This is a genomic window from Rhizobium sp. 862_C5_N1_2, from assembly GCF_051811205.1.
In the GTDB taxonomy this organism is placed as follows: Bacteria; Pseudomonadota; Alphaproteobacteria; order Rhizobiales; family Rhizobiaceae; genus Rhizobium; species Rhizobium leguminosarum.
Genome location: NZ_JBPWPT010000003.1, coordinates 339,686 through 359,177, shown reverse-complemented (window position 1 = coordinate 359,177; position 19,492 = coordinate 339,686). Strand labels below are relative to the sequence as shown.

Annotated in this window: 17 protein-coding genes; 9 read left to right on the top strand and 8 right to left on the bottom strand. The window is 62.1% G+C overall.

From position 1 onward, the window contains the following. Window positions 1–18: 18 nt before the first annotated feature. Both ACD590_RS31645 and ACD590_RS31640 read right to left on the bottom strand, forming a co-directional pair. Complete coding sequence (locus ACD590_RS31645; protein ID WP_193446898.1) at window positions 19–1,227, bottom strand: amidohydrolase/deacetylase family metallohydrolase; 1,209 nt, start codon at window positions 1,225–1,227, stop codon at window positions 19–21. Between the two features lie 275 nt (window positions 1,228–1,502). Next, entirely contained in the window at window positions 1,503–2,372 is an 870-nt protein-coding gene (locus ACD590_RS31640) for a sigma-70 family RNA polymerase sigma factor (RefSeq protein WP_439004151.1), read from the bottom strand. Between the two features lie 111 nt (window positions 2,373–2,483). On the opposite strand from ACD590_RS31640, the gene ACD590_RS31635 reads away from it, so the two are divergent. Beyond that, a complete protein-coding gene (locus ACD590_RS31635; RefSeq protein WP_105009482.1) occupies window positions 2,484–2,942 on the top strand; it encodes a carboxymuconolactone decarboxylase family protein in 459 nt (152 codons plus the stop codon). A 94-nt stretch (window positions 2,943–3,036) separates the two neighbouring features. Here the strand turns inward: ACD590_RS31635 and rhaI are convergent, their stop codons facing one another. Together rhaI and ACD590_RS31625 are read right to left on the bottom strand one after the other, a co-directional pair. Next, on the bottom strand, window positions 3,037–4,329 hold the full coding sequence (gene rhaI / locus ACD590_RS31630; protein WP_018448551.1) for an L-rhamnose catabolism isomerase: 1,293 nt from the start codon (window positions 4,327–4,329) through the stop codon (window positions 3,037–3,039). Window positions 4,330–4,523: 194 nt separating this feature from the next. Then, the gene (locus ACD590_RS31625) at window positions 4,524–6,620 is read right to left on the bottom strand and encodes a bifunctional rhamnulose-1-phosphate aldolase/short-chain dehydrogenase (protein ID WP_018448550.1); all 2,097 of its coding nucleotides are present in this window, start codon (window positions 6,618–6,620) and stop codon (window positions 4,524–4,526) included. Window positions 6,621–6,817: 197 nt separating this feature from the next. On the opposite strand from ACD590_RS31625, the gene ACD590_RS31620 reads away from it, so the two are divergent. The 8 genes from ACD590_RS31620 (at window position 6,818) to ACD590_RS31585 (ending at window position 14,974) form a co-directional block, all read left to right on the top strand. Next, window positions 6,818–7,630: a DeoR/GlpR family DNA-binding transcription regulator gene (locus ACD590_RS31620; protein WP_018246533.1), complete on the top strand. Its 813-nt coding sequence runs from the start codon at window positions 6,818–6,820 to the stop codon at window positions 7,628–7,630. 48 nt (window positions 7,631–7,678) lie between these two features. Continuing rightward, window positions 7,679–8,674: a rhamnose ABC transporter substrate-binding protein gene (gene rhaS / locus ACD590_RS31615; RefSeq protein WP_018448549.1), complete on the top strand. Its 996-nt coding sequence runs from the start codon at window positions 7,679–7,681 to the stop codon at window positions 8,672–8,674. Between the two features lie 72 nt (window positions 8,675–8,746). Continuing rightward, on the top strand, window positions 8,747–10,282 hold the full coding sequence (locus tag ACD590_RS31610; RefSeq protein WP_115156777.1) for a sugar ABC transporter ATP-binding protein: 1,536 nt from the start codon (window positions 8,747–8,749) through the stop codon (window positions 10,280–10,282). 42 nt (window positions 10,283–10,324) lie between these two features. Continuing rightward, a complete protein-coding gene (locus ACD590_RS31605) occupies window positions 10,325–11,326 on the top strand; it encodes an ABC transporter permease (protein ID WP_018448547.1) in 1,002 nt (333 codons plus the stop codon). Further along, window positions 11,323–12,330, top strand: coding sequence for an ABC transporter permease (locus tag ACD590_RS31600; RefSeq protein WP_018246530.1), 1,008 nt, complete (start codon window positions 11,323–11,325; stop codon window positions 12,328–12,330). Before ACD590_RS31605 ends, ACD590_RS31600 begins: the two co-directional genes overlap by 4 nt. Continuing rightward, window positions 12,327–12,647, top strand: a complete 321-nt coding sequence (rhaM, locus tag ACD590_RS31595) for an L-rhamnose mutarotase (RefSeq protein ID WP_018246529.1) — start codon at window positions 12,327–12,329, stop codon at window positions 12,645–12,647. Before ACD590_RS31600 ends, rhaM begins: the two co-directional genes overlap by 4 nt. Beyond that, on the top strand, window positions 12,644–14,023 hold the full coding sequence (locus ACD590_RS31590; RefSeq protein WP_018246528.1) for an FGGY-family carbohydrate kinase: 1,380 nt from the start codon (window positions 12,644–12,646) through the stop codon (window positions 14,021–14,023). The genes rhaM and ACD590_RS31590 overlap by 4 nt, the downstream gene beginning before the upstream one ends. Window positions 14,024–14,215: 192 nt before the next feature. Further along, entirely contained in the window at window positions 14,216–14,974 is a 759-nt protein-coding gene (locus ACD590_RS31585; RefSeq protein WP_018246527.1) for a fumarylacetoacetate hydrolase family protein, read from the top strand. Window positions 14,975–14,990: 16 nt separating this feature from the next. Here ACD590_RS31585 and mmsB read toward each other — a convergent pair whose 3' ends face one another. From mmsB to ACD590_RS31565, 4 genes are all read right to left on the bottom strand, one after another. Further along, window positions 14,991–15,872 carry a 3-hydroxyisobutyrate dehydrogenase gene (gene mmsB, locus ACD590_RS31580; protein ID WP_018246526.1) on the bottom strand — a complete coding sequence of 294 codons (882 nt, stop codon included), beginning with the start codon at window positions 15,870–15,872 and terminating at the stop codon, window positions 14,991–14,993. A 9-nt stretch (window positions 15,873–15,881) separates the two neighbouring features. Then, window positions 15,882–17,477, bottom strand: coding sequence for a GMC family oxidoreductase (locus ACD590_RS31575; protein ID WP_439004150.1), 1,596 nt, complete (start codon window positions 17,475–17,477; stop codon window positions 15,882–15,884). A gap of 134 nt (window positions 17,478–17,611) precedes the next feature. After that, window positions 17,612–18,601 carry a branched-chain amino acid ABC transporter permease gene (locus tag ACD590_RS31570; RefSeq protein ID WP_018246524.1) on the bottom strand — a complete coding sequence of 330 codons (990 nt, stop codon included), beginning with the start codon at window positions 18,599–18,601 and terminating at the stop codon, window positions 17,612–17,614. A 1-nt stretch (window position 18,602) separates the two neighbouring features. Then, entirely contained in the window at window positions 18,603–19,490 is an 888-nt protein-coding gene (locus tag ACD590_RS31565; RefSeq protein ID WP_018246523.1) for a branched-chain amino acid ABC transporter permease, read from the bottom strand. Window positions 19,491–19,492: the final 2 nt, after the last annotated feature.

Here is a 19,492-nt window from a genome sequence, read left to right as displayed (position 1 = left end):
TGCGCTTTTCAGCGGATCCTACCTGTAGGAATAGCCGTGGCTGTGGCGCACCAGCTTGCGCGCCCGCGGCACATAGCGGCTGGCGGCAAAGGCATCGGCGCCCATCACGGCATAGCGCGGCTCGAACAGCTTGGTGAGGACCGAGACGTCGCCGTTGGAATCCGTCGCCTCGAGATCGGAATCGACCAGATCGAAAACGGTGAATTCCGCTTGCGAGCCGACCGAAAGCCGGTTCTCCATCGACAGCTTGATGACGGATGCCGGCGCATGGGTGACGGCTTCCACCACCTTGTCGAAAGGCATGCCGACGCTGAGCAGCTTCGACATCGTCGTCGCCAGGTCCCAGACCGGGAAGTTCATCGAATGGCCGTGCAGGTCGGTCGAGATCGAGAACGGCAGAAGCCCGCGCGCAATCGCCGCCTCGGCGACCTTGAAGGAGAAGGAGGCGCCGCCATGGCCGATGTCGAGACGGATGCCCTCGGAGGCGCAGCGCTCGGCGAGATTGAAGAGGTCCTCGTCTTCCATGATGCTCGACCCGGCCTTGCCGTTGAAGCAGTGGGTGACGACGTCGCCGGGGCCGAGGATCTCGAGCACTTCGTCATAAAGCGCCGGCGGCTCGCCGACATGCACCATCATCGGCACTTTCAAAATCTTGGCGATCTTCTTGCCAAGCTTGACCGGCGTGACGCCCCAGGACCCGGTGATGACATGGCTGGCGCGCACCTTGATGCCGACGATGTGCTCGCTGTTTTCGGCATAAACTTCGAGGATGCGGTCGAGATCGATATCGCGGATATCCCGCAATTCCGCGACGCGGTTGCAGGCCACAAGACCGATCGAGCCGAGATTGAGGAAGGCCTTGATGCGCTCGCGCGAGGGCTCGATGATATATTCGCGGAAGCCATGAAAATTCGCCTCACCGGCCGAACCGGCGTCGACCAGCGTGGTGACGCCGCGCTCGACGCCGCATTCGGAGGGACGGATGGAAATATCAGTGCCGCCGTGCCAGATATGCACGTGCAGGTCGACCCAGCCCGGCGAAATGAAGGCGCCCTTGCCGTCGATGCGCGTCACATCTTGCGAAACTGAAAGCGACGGACCGATCTCGGCGATCCTGCCGCCGGCATTGACGAGAATGTCGATTGTCCCCTCGGATGTGCCCGCACCGAAAGCGATCGGTTTGACATTGGTGAGGAGAAGCGGCTTCTTCGCCTGGTCGCCGGGCATGACATGCATTCCTTTCGAAGTCTCGGACCGGGATCGCTCCTCGGTCATCCGTCTGCGGGTTGCTCTGGAAGAGTAATGAGGAAGCTAGAGATGGCGCCTCAGGGCACCGCATCGCCATAATTCCATAATTATGCTATATAAGTCTTTATAATAGAATAAAGCTGAGGACGCCGCTGTCAAGAAAAATGACGTGGCCGTCACCACTGAGGAACGTAAGCGGTGCGCTCCTTCCGAAGCGCGCCCGTTTCGAAGATCCGATAAATTCGCGTTTGTTTTCAATCTCGAAGGATCGAATAGTCAAGCCGTTCCAGGTGATCCGGATCGGCGATGGCGTCGATCGCGGCGATCCTGCCATCGGCGATCGTCAGCGCCACCACCACGCGGAGCTGGCCCCCGATCTCGACGACGAATCCGAGCTCACCGTCGACGACGGCGATTTCCGCCGCCTGCGCCCGACCCTTGAAGGCTTCGGCCACGTGAGCTGCGCCGCGCATTTCGCCAATGGTGCCGAAGCGGGCCGCCGTCGCATCGGGCCGGAAGACGACGTCAGGGGCAAGCACCGCGATTAACGCCTCCAGATCGCCGTTGCGCGACGCCGTCAGAAAGGCCTCGGCGATCGTCCGCTTGCGGCCGAGATCGACATCAGGTGCCTCGTCCAAACCCTGCACCCGGCGGCGGGCGCGGCTCGCGAGCTGGCGGGCGGCCGCGGACGAGCGGCCGATGATCGGCGCGATCTCGTCGAAGGGCAGGTCGAACATGTCGTGCAGCACGAAGGCGACGCGTTCGGCGGGCGCCAGCGTCTGCAGCACGACGAGCAGTGCCAGACCGACCGAATCGGCAAAGGCGGCTTCGCGCTCGGGATCCTCCGTAGGATCGGCGATCCCGCCATGGACGGGCACCTCCAGCGGTTCCTCGCGCCGGGTCTTGCGGGCGCGCAGCATGTCGAGGCAGATGCGCGCCACCACCGTCGTCAGCCAGCCGCCGAGATTGCCGACCCCTGTCGTATCCGTGCGGCTGAGCCGCAGCCAGGCCTCCTGAACGGCATCATCAGCCTCGCTGCGTGAGCCGAGCATGCGATAGGCTGCGGCCCTCAGATGCGCTCTGTTCGCCTCGAACTCATCGGCCAGCCATTTTTTCTCGTCCATTTGTCACATTCCTCCGCTGCGTTCCGTCAAAGCCATGACGAATGAAACCCGGCCGATGTGACAGCGCCGGCGGATCGTCGAACAACAGTAAACGCATCAAGGAGACATACCATGCAGGAGAGAATGGGAAACCCCGCCCTCGTCCTTCCCGCGGCCATGCAGGCGCTCAATGCGCTCAGCAAGGTGCCGGTCGAAACCGGCCTTTCGCCGAAGCTGCTCGAACTCGTCAACCTGCGCGCCAGCCAGATCAACGGCTGCAGCGTCTGTGTCGACGGTCATCCTCGTATTGCAAAGAAGCTCGGCGAAACCGACGAAAGGCTATTCGCCATCGGCGCCTGGCGCGACTCGCCCTATTTCAGCGACGCCGAACGCGCAGCCCTTGCGCTGACCGAGGCAGTCACCCGTGTCAGCGACCGCGCCGATCCGGTGCCTGATGATATTTGGGACGAAGCGACCCGGCATTATGACGGCAGGAGCCTTGCGGCACTCGTCATCGCCATCGCCAACATCAATGTCTGGAACCGGCTGAACATCGCCACCCGCCAGATCGCCGGGGCCTGGAAGCCGTAAACGGCGGGACGCCGGCAGCGCGTCACCCCTGCGCTGCCGGCAACCATTCATCCCTAATCAGCATGACTTCAGACCATGCGAAACAATCGGTCGTTCAGATGATGCCGCCGCCGCCGGCAGCGGATGCCGGGCGCTCGGCCGCCACTTGTCTGCGATAGCCGCTGGCGCGATAGACGGCGATCGGGTCGATCGCGCCGCCGGCCCTGCGTCGGGCTTCGGCGAGGATCGGCTCGACATCGGCGCGATAGGCGCGCTTCAACGTTTCCGATGCCATCAGCGCGTCGTTGTCGTCCTGGTAACCGGAGAGCGCCTTGCGGTCGACGAGCAGCGCCTGTGCATAGGCGCGGCGGATTTCGTTGGCGCTGTTGATCAGGCTTTCGATCGGGTCGGTGACATTGTGCGACTGATCGATCATATGGGCCGGGTTGAAGTCATTGACGCCGCGCTGCTCGGCATCGACCAGTTCGTTGAAGACGAGGAACAGCCGGTAGGGATCGATCGCGCCGGCGTCGAGATCGTCGTCGCCATACTTCGAATCGTTGAAGTGGAAACCGCCGAGCTTGCCGAACTGGATCAGGCGGGCGACGATCATCTCGATATTGGTGTTCGGCGCATGGTGACCGAGATCGACGAGGCAATAGGCCTTGGGGCCGAGCGTCTGGGCGATCAAGTAGTTGGTTCCCCAATCCTGCACGATGGTGGAATAGAAGGCCGGCTCGTACATCTTGTGCTCGGAGAACAGCTTCCAATCATCAGGCAGCGCCTTGTAGATGTCCGCCATCGAGGCGAGGTAACGCTCGAAAGCCTTGGTGAAATGGCTCTGGCCGGGGAAGTTCGAGCCGTCGCCGATCCAGACCGTCAGTGCCTTGGAGCCGAGCGCCTTGCCGGTTTCGATGCATTCGAGATTGTGCTCGACCGCTTGCGCCCGTGTTGCCGCATCGGTGTGGCTGAGCGAGCCGTATTTATAGGAATGGGCCTGGCCGGGCGCATCGGAAAAGGTGTTGGAATTCATCGCATCGAAGCCGAGGCCGAGCGCATCACCCTTGGCCTTCAACTCCCTGGCGTCGGCCTTGTCCCAGGGAATATGCAGCGAGACATTCGGCGTCGCCTGCGTCAGTTGGTTGATGACGGCGCAATCGTCGAGCTTGTCGAAGATGCCGCGCGGCTCGCCGGTGCCGGGGAAACGGGCAAAACGCGTGCCGCCGGTGCCGACGCCCCAAGAGGGAACGGCGACGAAGAATTCCGCAACCTTCCGGGTGACTGCTTCGATATCGACGCCGCGACGGGCAAGCGTCGCGCCCAGTGCCTCGTAATCGGCTTTCAGCGCTGTTGCCCGCTTGTCGTTATCCGTCGCAACCAGATCCTGCGCGATCCTGAATTCGGCCATTTCTTCCTCCCGATTGTTTCTTTCTTCCCTTCTCCCCAGCGGGGAGAAGGTGGCCCGAAGGGTCGGATGAGGGGGCGGCCGGGTAGGACATTAATGGTCCTTCGCTGCCCCGCCCAGAACACGCATCGCTTCGCTCTGCGTCCCCTCATCTGCCTGCCGGCATCTTCTCCCCGCCGGGGAGAAGAGCGACCCTCTTACCGCGTAAAACTCTGCACATTGCCGGCATCGACATTGATAATGTTGCCGGTCGATTTTGCCGAAAGGTCCGATGCGAGGAAATAGATCGCCTCGGCGATATCTTCCGGAAACACGTTGAGTTTCAGCATCGAACGCTTGCGGTAATGTTCCTCGAGATCGTCCACCTCGATCTTGGACGAGGCAGCGCGCTGCTCGCGCCATTCGCCGCTCCAGATCTTCGAGCCGCGCAGGACAGCATCCGGATTGACGGTGTTGACGCGGATGCCGGCATCCGCGCCTTCCAGCGCCAGGCAGCGAGCGAGATGGATTTCGGCAGCCTTTGCGGTGCAATAGGCAGATGCATTCGGCGAGGCGGCAAGACCATTCTTCGAAGCGACAAAGATAACGTTGCCGCCGAGCGCCTGACGGCGGTACAGGCGGAACGCTTCGCGCGAGACGAGGAAATAGCCGGTCGCCAGAATATCGATATTGCGGTTCCACGTCGACAGCTCGGTGGCTTCGATTGGCGCGGACGAGGCAATGCCGGCATTCGAGACGAGGATATCGATGCCGCCGAATTCAACGCAGGCTTCCGCGAAGGAGGCGATCACCGCATCTTCCTTGGTGACGTCAAGCCGAACGCTGCGCACGGCGTCAGCGCCATAACTCTTGACGAAATCGGCTTCGGTGCCCTCGAGTGCTGCCTGGTCGATATCGGCAAGCACCACACAGGCACCTTCGCCGACGAGGCGCGCGGCCGTCGCCCGGCCGATGCCGCCGGCGCCGCCGGTGACGAAGGCGACGCGGCCGGCAAGGCTCTTCGGCTTCGGCATGCGCTGCAGCTTGGCCTCTTCGAGCAGCCAGTATTCGATATCGAAGGCCTCCTGCTCCGGCAGGCCCTGATATTCCGAGACCGTCGAGGCGCCGCGCATGACGTTGATGGCGTTGACGTAGAATTCGCTGGCAATACGAGCCGTCGCCTTGTCTCGGGCAAAGGACAGCATGCCGACGCCAGGAACGAGGAAGATGACGGGATTGGCATCGCGGATGGCGGGCGAATTGTCATGCTTGCAGTCGTTGTAATAGCGGGCGTAGTCGGCGCGGTAATCCTCCAGCGCCTTGTCGAGACCGGCAACGATCGCGTCGACATCCGGCTTGGCCGGGTCGAAATCGACGATCAGTGGGCGGATCTTGGTGCGCAGGAAATGATCCGGGCAGCTGGTGCCGAGTGCGCCGAGCGGGCGTAGATCCCGGGAGTTGACGAATTCGAGCACAGCGTCCTGATCGTCGAAATGTCCGAGCTTGCGCTCCTGCTTGCCGATGCGGCCACGGATCTCCGGCATCAGCCGGGCGGCGATGGCGCGGCGTTCGGCGACGGCCAGGCTCTCAGTGAGCGCACCGCCGAAAATCGTCTTGCCCTCGGTCTTTTCGGCAAACCAGACGATCGCCTTGTTGATGATGTCGAGCGTCAGCTCGTAGCAGGCCTTGGCGTCATCAGCCCAGGTAAAGAGGCCGTGGCTTTCGAGCACGACACCCTTGGCATTCGGATTGGCGGCGACGAATGCGCCAAGGTCGAGGCCGAGCTGGAAGCCAGGACGACGCCAGGGCAGCCAACCGATCTCGTCCCCGAAGATCTGCTGCGTCAATTCCCTCGAATTCTTCGACGCGGCGATCGCGATGATCGCGTCAGGATGCATGTGGTCGACATGGGTGAAAGGCACGAAACCATGCAGCGGCGTGTCGATCGAGGCGGCACGGGCGTTCAGGTTGAAGGTGCAGTGCGGCAGGAAGCCGACCATGCGGTCCTCGTCCTCGACGCCCTTGTAGATGCTCTTCAGCGATTCCAGCTTGTCCTGGTAGAGCGTCGCGAAACCGTCGAGCTTGATCGTGCCGACATCGCCGCCCGATCCCTTGACCCAGAGTACCTTGACCTTGCCGCCGGTCAGAGGATCGGTTTCCAGCACCTTCGCCGAGGTGTTGCCGCCGCCGTAATTGGTGATGCGCTTGTCGGCGCCGAGCAGGTTGGAGCGATAGAGCAGCTTGCCAGGCTCATCGAGGCCTGCCGCGTAAGCATCATCCCACCGGTTTTCCAGAAGCCGGACGTTCGCCGCCATGTCATCCTCCCATATGAAATCTTCATCGGGACGCAAAGTTCGCGCCCTTTTCGCTGACGGTATCGCTCATCAAAACGCAGCTTGTCAATCGAAAACGATCAAATTCGATTATTGTGCAGCGCAATATGAAAATTTATGATCGTTTTTGATTGACACATTGTCATATGTGCGAAATAAACGATTAAAGGAGGAGCCCCATGCACGAACGCGAACGCCATCGCATCATTCTGAGCGCCGTTCAGGAAAAGTCCGTCGTGACGGTTCAGGATATTTCCGAACTGACCGAGGCTTCCGAGGCGACGATCCGGCGCGACATCGCGGCTCTTCATGTTCAGGGCAAGATCCGGCGCGTGCGCGGCGGCGCCGAGGCGGTGCATCCGCCGCAGCTCGGCAATCTCGCCGGGCGTCCCTTCCGGGTGTCGGAATCGGTCAATATCGACAAGAAACGCGCAATCGCCCGCCAGGCAGTCGAGCTTTGCGATCCCGGCGACGCGATCATCATCAACGGTGGCACGACCACCTTCCAGATGGTGCATTTCATGGCGGCCCACCGCCTGCAGGTGATGACCAATTCCTTCGCGATTGCCGAACATCTGGTCAAGCATTCGAAGAACACGGTGACGGTGCCGGGCGGCGCGATCTATCGCGAGCAGAGCCTGATCCTCTCCCCCTTCGACAACGACGCGATCCGCAATTTCTACGCCCGCCGTTTCTTCATCGGTGCGCAGGGCGTCGGCCCGCTCGGCATCATGGAAGCCGACGCGCTGATCATCCAGAGCGAGCAGAAGCTGATGCATCAGGCCGACGAACTGGTCGTCATGGCCGATTCCAGCAAGTTCCATCGCCGCTCGAGCCTCATTCTGTGCCCGCTCGAGCGTGTGTCTACGATCATCACCGATGACGGCATTCCAGAGGAAGCCGTCAGGATGATCGAGAATGCCGGCATCAGGCTCATTGTCGCGAGCCCGGTCGCCCAGGCAATCAAGGAGGATTCCTCGTCGGTCGCATAAGGCGCCGGCCAGGTGTGAAGAGTGTCAATCAAGTGGGAGGATGAAAGCATGAAACTCGCAAAGAAACTCGCAATCGGCGTGGCATTTGCCGTCGCCATGATGGCCGGCACGGCAAGTGCCGCCGACATCAAGATCGGTCTCGTCGTCAAGTCGCTCGGCAACGGCTTCTTCGATGCTGCCAACAAGGGCGCGCAGGAAGCGGCCAAGGAACTCGGCGGCGTCGAGGTCATCTATACGGGTCCGACGACGACGACGGCCGAAGGCCAGATCGAAGTCATCAACTCGCTGATCGCCCAGGGCGTCAGCGCCATCGCCGTTTCGGCCAACGATCCCGACGCGCTCGTTCCGGCGCTGAAGAAGGCTACACAGCGCGGCATCAAGGTCATCTCCTGGGATTCCGGCGTCGCGCCTGAAGGCCGTATCCTTCAGCTCAACCCGTCGTCCAACGAGTTGATCGGCAAAATGTGCCTGACCCTCGTCAAGGACCATCTCGACGGCGGCAAGGGTGACTTCGCGATCCTGTCGGCAACGACCACCTCGACCAACCAGAACATCTGGATCGACCAGATGAAGAAGCAGCTCAAGGATTTCCCGGGCCTCAACCTCGTCACCACGGTCTATGGCGACGACCTCTCGGACAAGTCCTACCGTGAAGCCGAGGGCCTGCTGAAGGCGAACCCGAACATCAAGGTCATCGTCGCTCCGACGACGGTCGGCGTTCTCGCCGCGTCGAAGGTCGTCGAAGACAAGGGCCTTGTCGGCAAGGTCTACGTCACCGGTCTTGGCCTGCCGTCCGAAATGGCCGGCGCGATCAAGTCGGGCGCGACGAAGGAATTCGCCATCTGGAACCCGATCGATCTCGGCTACTCCGCAACGCAGATCGCCTATCGCCTCGTCAAGGGCGAGACCGACGGCAAGCCGGGCAGCGAGATCGAGGCCGGCCGCATGGGCAAGATCAAGGTCGGCGACAACGGCGAAGCCGCCATGGCCGATCCCTTCGTCTACAACGCTACGAACATCGACCAGTTCTCCAAGGTCTTCTGATCCAAGCCGACGCATAAAAGCCCGGCGGTCTGATGGCCGCCGGGATTCTCATTCGACACTGGTAGAAGCTCGATGAACGCTGCCTTTCAACAAACCGCCACGGACAGCAAAACCGGTGATGCGCCCGCCATTCTGGAAATGCGCGGCATCTCCCAGATCTTCCCGGGCGTGAAGGCGCTCGACAATGTCAGCATCGCGCTGCATCCGGGCACGGTGACCGCGCTGATCGGCGAAAACGGCGCCGGCAAATCGACGCTGGTCAAGATCCTGACCGGCATCTACAGGCCGAATGAAGGCGAGATCCTCGTCGATGGCCAGCCGGTGACCTTTGCCAGCGCCCAGGCCGCAATCGATGCCGGCGTTACCGCCATCCATCAGGAAACCGTGCTGTTCGACGAGCTGACGGTTGCCGAAAACATTTTCCTCGGCCATGCGCCGCGCACGCGTTTGCGCACCATCGACTGGCAGGCGATGAACAGCCGCGCGAAGGCGCTGCTGACCGCGCTCGAAAGCAATATCGATCCGACGATCCGGCTGAAGGACCTCTCGATCGCGCAGCGCCATCTGGTGGCGATTGCGCGCGCTCTGTCGATCGAGGCCCGCATCGTCATCATGGACGAACCGACGGCAGCCCTTTCCCGCAAGGAGATCGACGATCTCTTCCGCATCGTCCGGGGCCTGAAGGAAAAGGGCAAGGCGATCCTCTTCATCAGCCACAAGTTCGACGAGGTGTACGAGATCGCCGACGATTTCGTCGTCTTCCGCGACGGCCGCGCCGTCGGCCAGGGCCGGCTCAAGGAAACGCCGCAGGACGAGATCGTCCGCATGATGGTCGGTCGCGACGTCGAGAATGCCTTTCCGAAGGTCGATGTCGCCATCGGCGGCCCGGTGCTCGAGATCCGCAACTATAGCCACCGCACCGAATTCCGCGACATCTCCTTCACCCTGCGCCAGGGCGAAATTCTCGGCATTTACGGGCTGATCGGCGCCGGCCGTTCGGAACTGTCCCAATCGCTCTTCGGCATCACCAGGCCGCTCTCGGGCACCATGATGCTCGAAGGCCGCGAGATCACCATCCATTCGCCGCAGGATGCGATCCGGGCCGGCATCGTCTATGTGCCGGAGGAACGTGGCCGCCACGGGCTGGCGCTGCCGATGCCGATCTTCCAGAACATGACGCTGCCCTCGCTCGCCCGCACCTCGCGCCGGGGCTTCCTCAGGGCGGCCAACGAATTCGCGCTCGCCCGCAAATATGCCGAGCGGCTGGACTTACGCGCCGCTGCCCTTTCCGTCCCGGTCGGCACGCTCTCCGGCGGCAACCAGCAGAAGGTCGTCATCGGCAAATGGCTGGCGACGGCGCCGAAGGTCATCATCCTCGATGAACCCACAAAGGGCATCGACATCGGTTCGAAGGCGGCCGTGCACGGCTTCATCAGCGAACTCGCCGCCGAGGGCCTGTCGATCATCATGGTCTCGTCCGAACTGCCCGAAATCATCGGCATGTCGGATCGCGTCCTGGTGATGAAGGAAGGTCTCGCCGCCGGAATTTTCGACCGCGCCGACCTGTCGCCGGAAGCGCTGGTGCGCGCCGCCACCGGCAATGCATGAGGCCCGCAATGCATAAGGCCCAGCAATTCATAAGGTAAGAGCATGGCAAGACTGATCAGAAAACGCGAAACCCTGCTGTTCCTCATCATCGTCGTGATGATCGCGATCTTTTCGACGCGCGCTGCCGATTTCGCAACGCCGGAGAATCTCGCCGGCATTTTCAACGATACCTCCATCCTGATCATCCTGGCGCTCGCGCAGATGACGGTCATCCTGACGAAATCGATCGACCTGTCGGTTGCCGCCAATCTCGCCTTCACCGGCATGGCGATCGCGATGATGAATGCCGCCTATCCCGATCTGCCGCTCGTCGTGCTCATCCTTGCCGCGATCGTCATCGGCGCCTGCCTCGGCGCCATCAACGGCCTTCTCGTCTGGGCGCTCGAAATTCCGCCGATCGTCGTGACACTCGGCACGCTCACCATCTATCGCGGCATGGCCTTCGTACTGTCGGGCGGGGCGTGGGTCAACGCCCACCAGATGACGCCGATCTTCCTGTCGGTGCCGCGCACGCCGATCCTCGGCCTGCCCGTTCTCGGCTGGGTGGGGATCGTTATCGTGCTGCTGATGTATGTCCTGCTCCGATACACCCAGTTCGGCCGCTCGGCCTATGCCACCGGCGGCAATCCGACCGCGGCCGTCTATGCCGGCATCGATACGGGCTGGACGAAATTCCTGGCCTTCGTTCTGTCGGGCGCGCTGGCCGGTCTTGCGAGTTATCTCTGGGTGTCGCGTTATGCTGTTGCCTATGTCGATATCGCCAACGGCTTCGAGCTCGACAGCGTCGCGGCCTGCGTTATCGGCGGCATCTCGATTGCCGGCGGCGTCGGCTCGGTCGCCGGCACCGTGCTCGGCGCGCTCTTCCTCGGCGTCATCAAGAATGCATTGCCGGTGATCGGCATTTCACCCTTCACGCAGATGGCGATCTCCGGAACCGTCATCATTCTCGCCGTCGCCTTCAACGCCAGGCGCGAGCGCAACCGCGGCCGCATCATCCTGCGCGACCGCGCCGCGGCCGAGATCAGAACGGAGGCCGCAGCATGAGCACCGTGTCCACACACGAAAAGCGGGTCATTCCCGACCGCCTCGGCACACCCTTCCGCCGCATCCTCGCGAGCTGGGAAGTGCTGCTCTTTGCCGTCGCCGTGCTGATCTTCATCTTCAATTCGCTCGCCTCGCCCTATTTCCTCGATGCCTGGAATCTCTCGGACGCCACCTTTAACTTCACCGAAAAGGCAATGATCGCCTTTGCCATGGCGCTGCTCGTCATATCAGGCGAGATCGACCTCTCGGTCGCTGCGATCATCGCGCTCGCCTCGACGGCAATGGGCGCGGCAGCGCAGGTCGGCATCGGCACACCGGGCCTGGTCGCGATCGGCATCGGCACCGGCCTTGCCTGCGGCATCTTCAACGGCGTTCTGGTCTCGGTGCTGAAACTGCCGTCGATCGTCGTCACCATCGGCACGATGAGCCTTTTCCGCGGCATTTCCTATATCGTCCTCGGTGATCAGGCCTATGGCAAATACCCGGCTGATTTCGCCTATTTCGGCCAGGGCTATGTCGTCTGGGTATTCTCCTTCGAATTCGTGCTCTTCATCGTGCTGGCGATCCTCTTCGCCATCCTCCTGCATGCGACGAATTTCGGCCGGCAGGTCTATGCGATCGGCAACAACGACTTCGCCGCCCGCTTCTCCGGCATTCCGGTCGAGCGCGTCAAATTCATCCTCTTCCTGTTGACCGGCGTCATGAGCGGCGTTGCCGCCGTCTGCTTGACCTCACGCCTCGGCTCGACCCGGCCGTCAATCGCCCAGGGCTGGGAACTTGAGGTCGTCACCATGGTCGTGCTCGGCGGCATCTCGATCCTCGGCGGCTCCGGCACCATCGTCGGCGTCGTCATCGCCGCCTTCGTCATGGGTCTCGTCACCTTCGGCCTCGGCCTGCTGAACGTGCCAGGCATCGTCATGTCGATCTTCATCGGCCTGCTTCTGATCATCACCATCGCCATCCCGATCATCGCCCGCCGCATCAAGGTCATGAGCTCCCGATGACTTTAGAAAAACACGCCTTCAAAATGCAGCTCAATCCGGGCATGGAAGCCGAATACCGCAAGCGGCATGACGAGATCTGGCCGGAACTGGTCGATCTCCTGCACAAGTCAGGCGCCAGCGACTATTCCATTCATCTCGACCGCGAGACCAACACGCTGTTCGGCGTGTTGACGCGGCCCGCCGACCATAGGATGGCAAGCCTGCCGGACCATCCGGTCATGAAAAAATGGTGGGCGCACATGGCCGATATCATGGCGACCAATCCCGATAATTCGCCGGTCCAGAGCGACCTGGTCACCGTCTTCCATATGCCATGAACGCCACCTCTTATCGCCGCATCGCCGTCCTCGACATCGGCAAGACCAATGCCAAGGTGGTCGTGCTCGACAGCGAGACGGGCGCCGAGGTCGCCGTCCTGAAACGGCCGAATATCGCGATCAAAACCGGTCTCTATCCGCATTACGACGTAGAGGCCCTCTGGTCCTTTGCGCGCGATGCGCTGAAGAGCCTTGCGCGCGAGCCCGGCTTCGACGCCATTTCGATCACCACCCATGGCGCCTCCGCAGCACTCCTTGCCCGGGACGGCACGCTTGCCATGCCTGTCATCGACTATGAACATGAATATCCGCAGGAAATCCGCGACGCCTATACGCGGCTGCGCCCCTCCTTCGACGAAACCTTCTCGCCGCACCTCGCGATGGGCCTCAACGTCGGCGCGCAGCTGCACTACCAGAAGACCGCCTTTCCCGAGGAATTCGCCGAGGTTGCGACCATCCTCACATATGCGCAATATTGGACGGCGCGGCTGACGGGTGTTGCCGCCAATGAGCTGACCTCGCTCGGCTGTCATACCGACCTCTGGAACCCGAGGGCCGGCAGCTATTCCTCGCTCGTCGACAGGCTTGGCATTCGCGACCTCATGGCGCCGATCCGATCCGCCTTCGATGCGCTTGGCCCGGTTCTTCCCGACATCGCCGCAGAGCTCGGCCTTACCGCACCCGTGCCGGTCTATTGCGGCATTCACGATTCCAATGCCTCGCTGCTGCCGCATCTGGTGCGTCGCGAAGCGCCCTTTGCGGTCGTCTCCACCGGCACATGGGTCATCAATTTCGGCGTCGGCGGCGATCTCGATCATCTCGACCCGAAACGCGATGCGCTCGCCAATGTCGATGCCTATGGCCGGGCCGTCCCCTCCTCGCGTTTCATGGGCGGGCGGGAATTCGAAATTCTTTCTGCCGAGATCGGCCCTATCGACGAAAAAGCCGTCGAGGCGGCAATCGGCCCGGTCATCGACAAAGGCATGATGCTCCTGCCGAATATCGCGCCGGGTTCCGGGCCTTTTCCCGGAAAGGTAAGCCGCTGGATCGGTGCTGAAGAGGCAAGCCGCGAGGAGCGCTCTGCCGCTGCCTGCCTCTATCTCGCCTTGATGACCGATGCCTGCCTCGGACTGATCGGCGCCAAAGGCCCTGTTATCGTCGAAGGCCCATTTGCCCTGAATGGGACCTATCTCACGCTGCTGGCCGCCCTAACCGGCCGCGAGGTCATGGCCCTTCCTGGCACAACCGGCACCAGCCAGGGGGCCGCTCTTCTCACCGGCATCCGGCCGGTGTCGGGTGCCGAGACGCATGTTCCGCCGACTGATATCCCGGGGCTGGCCGCCTATCGCACCCGCTGGTACGCGGCGATGGAATAGGAGTCTTTCCAAAAGCGGCCTTGTTCGTCCCTGCCTTCTCGCTAGAACAGGATGATTTTAGGCCGGGTCGGCCTAAAATCTGAATCCTGTTCTACATTATATAGTTAGAGCATGATGTCGTCCGAAAACCGCTCACACTTTTCGGCATCATGCTCTAGTGTGGCACCTCGAAAATCAGGTCGAGGAGATAGCATGACAGAGACATTCGATCCGCGCACGGTTGCAGCCACGCTTCACAGCCTGCGCCAGGCCGGCAGGCAGGAGGCAACGGACACTTTCCCGCTGCCAGCCGATCTCCATCAGGCGATGGAGGCGCAGAAGTTGCTCACCGCTGCAGACAGTATTTCAAGCAACGCCTGGAAGGTGACGGTCTCGCCGCAGGGCCAGGCGGTCACCGCTCCGCTGCATCCCTATGCCGAAGCCGTCTCGGGCGCTGACATTCCCTGGTATCCGGGCCTGAAATTCGAAACCGAGATCGCCGTCCGTCTCGGCAGTGATCTGCCGGTCCGCACAGGCGTTCCCTACAGCCGCGCCGACGTGGTCAAGGCGATCTCCGCTGTCCATCTCGGCGCCGAGCTGCTGGTGAGCGCGGTTAGGGAAAGCGGCAGCGTTTCCTTTCTACTGTTCGTCGCCGACCGCCTCGGCAATAGCGGCTATGTGCTCGGTCCGAAGCTCGAAAAAAGCGTTGTCGACACCGTCGGGGGAACGCCGCTCAAGGTCACTCATGCCGGCCGCACGATCTATGATGGTCCGGCACAGCATCCGAAGGGCGACGTTCTCACCTGGCTCGTCGATTACGCCAATGATGGCTTGCGCCCCGAGACATCGCTGAAGACGGGTGCGCTCATCACCACAGGCACGTTGAGCGGCGCGATCGAACTGACCGAACCCGGCGAGATCGACATCGAACTCGGCAATAGCAGGCTCAGCTTCTCGGTATCGAAGGGTTGACTTGACCCCGTGGCGCTTAAGCCTTCTCGCGGAACATCTCGATGATGGCGGAAAAGTCCCTTCCGCCATTACCCTGCTTCTCGAAGAGCGCGAAAAGCTGCGCTGCTTCCGCGCCGAGCGGCGTGGACGCGCCACTCGCCAGCGCCGCCTCCTGCGAAAGCCTGAGATCCTTCAGCATCAGGGCTGCGGCAAAGCCCGGCCTGTAGTCATTATTCGCAGGCGAAGTCGGCACTGGTCCGGGCACCGGGCAATAGGTATTGATCGACCAGCACTGGCCCGACGAGGTCGAGGCAACGTCGAACAGCGCCTGATGCGAGAGCCCAAGTTTCTCGGCGAGTACGAAGGCCTCGCAGACGCCGATCATCGAAATGCCGAGGATCATGTTGTTGCAGATCTTCGCCGCCTGGCCGGCGCCGGCCTCGCCGCAATGGACGATCTTCTTTCCCATCGCCTCGAGGATCGGTTTTGCCTTGGCGAAGGCCTCTTCCGAGCCGCCGGCCATGAAGGTCAGCGTGCCCGCGGTTGCCCCGCCCGTGCCGCCGGAGACGGGGGCGTCGAGCGACAGGCAGCTCGCGGCCTTGGCCATCTCATGCGCCTTGCGGCTGCTGTCGACATCGATGGTCGAACAATCGATGACCAGCGTGCCTTGCGCGGCCGACTGCAGGATATCGGTCCAGGCCGTCAGCACGTGCCTGCCCTGCGGCAGCATGGTAATGATGATCTCCGCGTCCTTGACCGCCTGGCTGGCATGACTTGCCGGTTTGACGCCGCTCTCCTCGGCCGCCTTCAGCACCGAAGCCGCAAGATCGAAGCCAAAGACTTCATGACCTGATTTGACCAGATTGGCCGCCATCGGCCCGCCCATATTGCCAAGCCCGATGAATGCGATCCTTGCCATGGTCTTCTCCTATCGATTGTCTTCGAGGATCATTGCTGCCGCCTTTTCGGCGATCATGATCGTCGGCGAATTGGTGTTGCCCGAGGTGATCAACGGCATCACCGAGGCGTCGGCGATCCTCAGCTTGCCGAGCGCCCGGAATCTCAGCCTGGGATCGACGACGCTGTCCCTGTCGGCGCCCATGCGGCAGGTGCCGACGGGATGGAAGATCGTCGTGCCGATATCGCCCGCCACCCGCTCCAGATCGGCCTCCGTCTGATAGGCGGGTCCCGGCTTGAATTCCTCCGGCTTGAAACGGGCAAAGGAAGGCTGCGCGACGATCTTGCGCGTCAATCGTATTGAACGGACAGCTATGTCACGATCGCGCTGCGTCGAGAGGTATTTCGGGCTGATCGTCGGCTGGGCGGCAAAATCCGGGCTCGACAGGTGCACCGAACCCCGGCTTTCCGGCCTGAGATTGCAGACGCTCGCCGTGATCGCCGGGAAAGGATGGACGGGATCGCCGAACTTCTCCAGCGATACCGGTTGCACGTGATATTGCAGATCAGGCGTTTCCCGGTCCGGGCCTGAGCGGGTGAAGATGCCGAGCTGGCTCGGCGCCATTGCCATCGGCCCGGAGCGGCGGACGAGATATTCGAGCCCGATCGCCGCCTTGCCGATCAGCTTCGTCGCCTTCTCGTTCAGCGTCGGAACGCCTGTGACCTTATAGGCCAGACGCAGCTGCAGATGGTCCTGCAGGTTCTCGCCGACACCCTTCACCTCGGTGACGACATCGACACCCGCCCGCTGGAGAACCTCGCCCCTGCCGATGCCTGACAGTTCCAGGATATGCGGCGAGCCGATCGAACCGGCCGAAAGGACGGTTTCTTTCGCAGCATAGGCGCGTTTCGCCACGCCACCATGCTGGAATTCGACGCCGGCAACGGCGCCCTCCTCCACCAGCAGCCGCCGGACCTGCGCTTTGGTCAGGACGGTCAGGTTGGAGCGCTTCATCGCCGGGCGCAGGAAGGCCTTCGAGGTGTTCCAGCGAATGCCGGAACGCTGGTTGACGTCGAAATAGCCGGAACCTTCGTTGCTGCCGCGGTTGAAATCCGCGGTCTCAGGGATGCCTGCTTCCCTGGCCGCCTGCTGAAAGGCATCGAGCACGGCCCAGCGCACACGCGCCTTCTCAATGCGCCATTCGCCGCCGACACCATGCATCTCGTCTTCGCCGCGATAAAAATCCTCGGACTTGCGGAAGAAGGGCAGAACATCGTCCCAACCCCAGCCGGTGCAGCCCATCTGCCGCCAGAGGTCGTAATCGCGCGCCTGGCCGCGCATGTAGATCATGCCGTTGATCGACGAACAGCCGCCAAGCACCTTGCCGCGCGGATAGCTCAACGCCCGGCCGTTCAATCCCGCTTCCGGCGCTGTGGTGAAGCACCAGTCGGTGCGCGGATTGTTGATGCAATAGAGATAACCGACCGGAATATGGATCCAGTGATAATTGTCGCTGCCGCCAGCCTCGAGCAGCAGCACGCGGCTCCTGCCATCGGCGGACAGCCGGTTGGCAAGCACGCAGCCGGCGCTGCCTGCCCCGATGATGATGTAGTCGTAACGATCCATGCCCCGCACGAGACTCCAGATGCTTGCCGCTTCCCTCTCCCCGCAGCACGGGGAGAGGAAGAGTCGCAGCGCCGCCGCCCGTCTCTTTTCCCGGGAAAGAGGGATTCTTTCCGGAAAGAGAGAGGTCCGCCCGTTCAGCGGCGATAGACGAAGCCCAGTTTCCGCCCCAGCCGCGAGGCGTAGAATTCGCCGATGATGCCCCGGCGGAAGATCAGCACGCAGACCATGAAGACGATGCCGGTGATGATCGTCACCGGGAATTCCGAGGTGGCGAGGTAGTTTTCCAGCGCCACCACCAGCCCGGCTCCGAAGAGCGGGCCGATCAGCGTGCCGATGCCGCCGAGCAGCGTCATCAGGATCACTTCGCCCGACATCTGCCAGGCGACGTCGGTCAGCGTCGCAAACTGGAAAACGATCGATTTCACAGCACCCGCGAGCCCGGCAAGCGCGGCCGACATGACGAAAGCGCCGAGCTTGTAGCGGGCTACGGAATAACCGAGCGAGATTGCCCGCTGCTCATTTTCGCGGATCGATTTCAGGATCATGCCGAAGGGCGAATTGATGAAGCGCCAGATGATCAGCACGCCGATGATGAAAACAGCCAGCACGAAATAATACATGTTGGTCGAGCTGTTCAGATCGATAAAGCCGAAGAGATGGCCGCGCGGCACCGACTGGATGCCGTCCTCGCCTTCGGTGAACTCCGCCTGCAGGCAGAAGAAGAAGAACATCTGCGACAGCGCCAGCGTGATCATCGCGAAATAGATGCCCTGACGGCGGATGGCGAAGAAACCCATGACGAGGCCGAGAAACGCCGCGCCCACCACCCCAATCAGGATGCCGAGTTCCGGCGGCAGGCCCCATGCCTTCACCGTGTAGGCGGTGAAATAGGCCGCTCCACCGAAGAAGGTGGCATGGCCGAAGGAAAGCAAGCCGGTATAGCCGAGCAGCAGGTTGAAGGCGCAGGCAAAGAGCGCGAAGCAGAGCAGCTTCATCAGGAAGATTGGATAGAAGAAAAACGGCGCCAGCAGCAGGAGCAGCAGCCCCGCCAGCAGAAAACCCGCCTGCACCGAAAGGGCGGTTCGGCTTTTTTCCGTTTGGATGGTTTCGGTGATGTCAGCCATGTCACGCATCCCGTCCGAAGAGGCCCGCGGGCCTGATAAGAAGCACGATCGCCATGATGACGAAGATCACGATGTTGGAAGCCTCGGGATAGAAGACCTTGGTCAGGCCCTCGGCGATGCCGAGCACATAACCGGTGATGATCGCGCCCATGATCGATCCCATGCCGCCGACGACGACCACGGCGAAGACGACGATGATCATGTTCGAGCCCATCAGCGGCGAGACCTGGTAGATCGGCGCCGCCAGCACACCGGCAAAGGCGGCGAGACCCGCCCCGAGCGCGTAAGTGAGCGTCAAGAGCACCGGCACGTTGACGCCGAAGACCTGCACCAGCACGGCGTTTTCCGTGGCAGCGCGCAGATAAGCGCCGAGCTTGGTCTTCTCGATCAGCAGCCAGGTGCCGAGGCAGACGACGAGCGACACGACGACCACCCAGCCGCGATAGATCGGCAGGAACATGAAGCCGAGGTTGGCGCCGCCGGCAAGCGCAGCCGGCGTCGCATAGGGCTGGCCGGAAGAGCCGTAGAGATAGCGGAAGGTGCCCTCGACCGCGAGCGCCAGGCCGAAGGTGAAGAGCAGGCCGTAGAGCGGATCGAGATCGTAGAGCCGGCGCAGGAACAGCCGCTCGATGATAGCGCCGGCAAGGCCGACGATCACGGGCGCCAGGATCAGCGTCGGCCAGTAGCCGATGCCGGCATAGGTCAGCAGCAGGTAGGCGACGAAGGCGCCGAGCATATATTGCGCGCCATGGGCGAAGTTGATCACCCGGAGCAGGCCGAAGATGATGGCGAGGCCGAGGCTGAGCAGCGCATAGAACGAACCGTTGATCAGGCCGATCAGCAGCTGGCCGAACAGCGCCTGCAGGGGAATGCCGAAGATCATCGTCATCT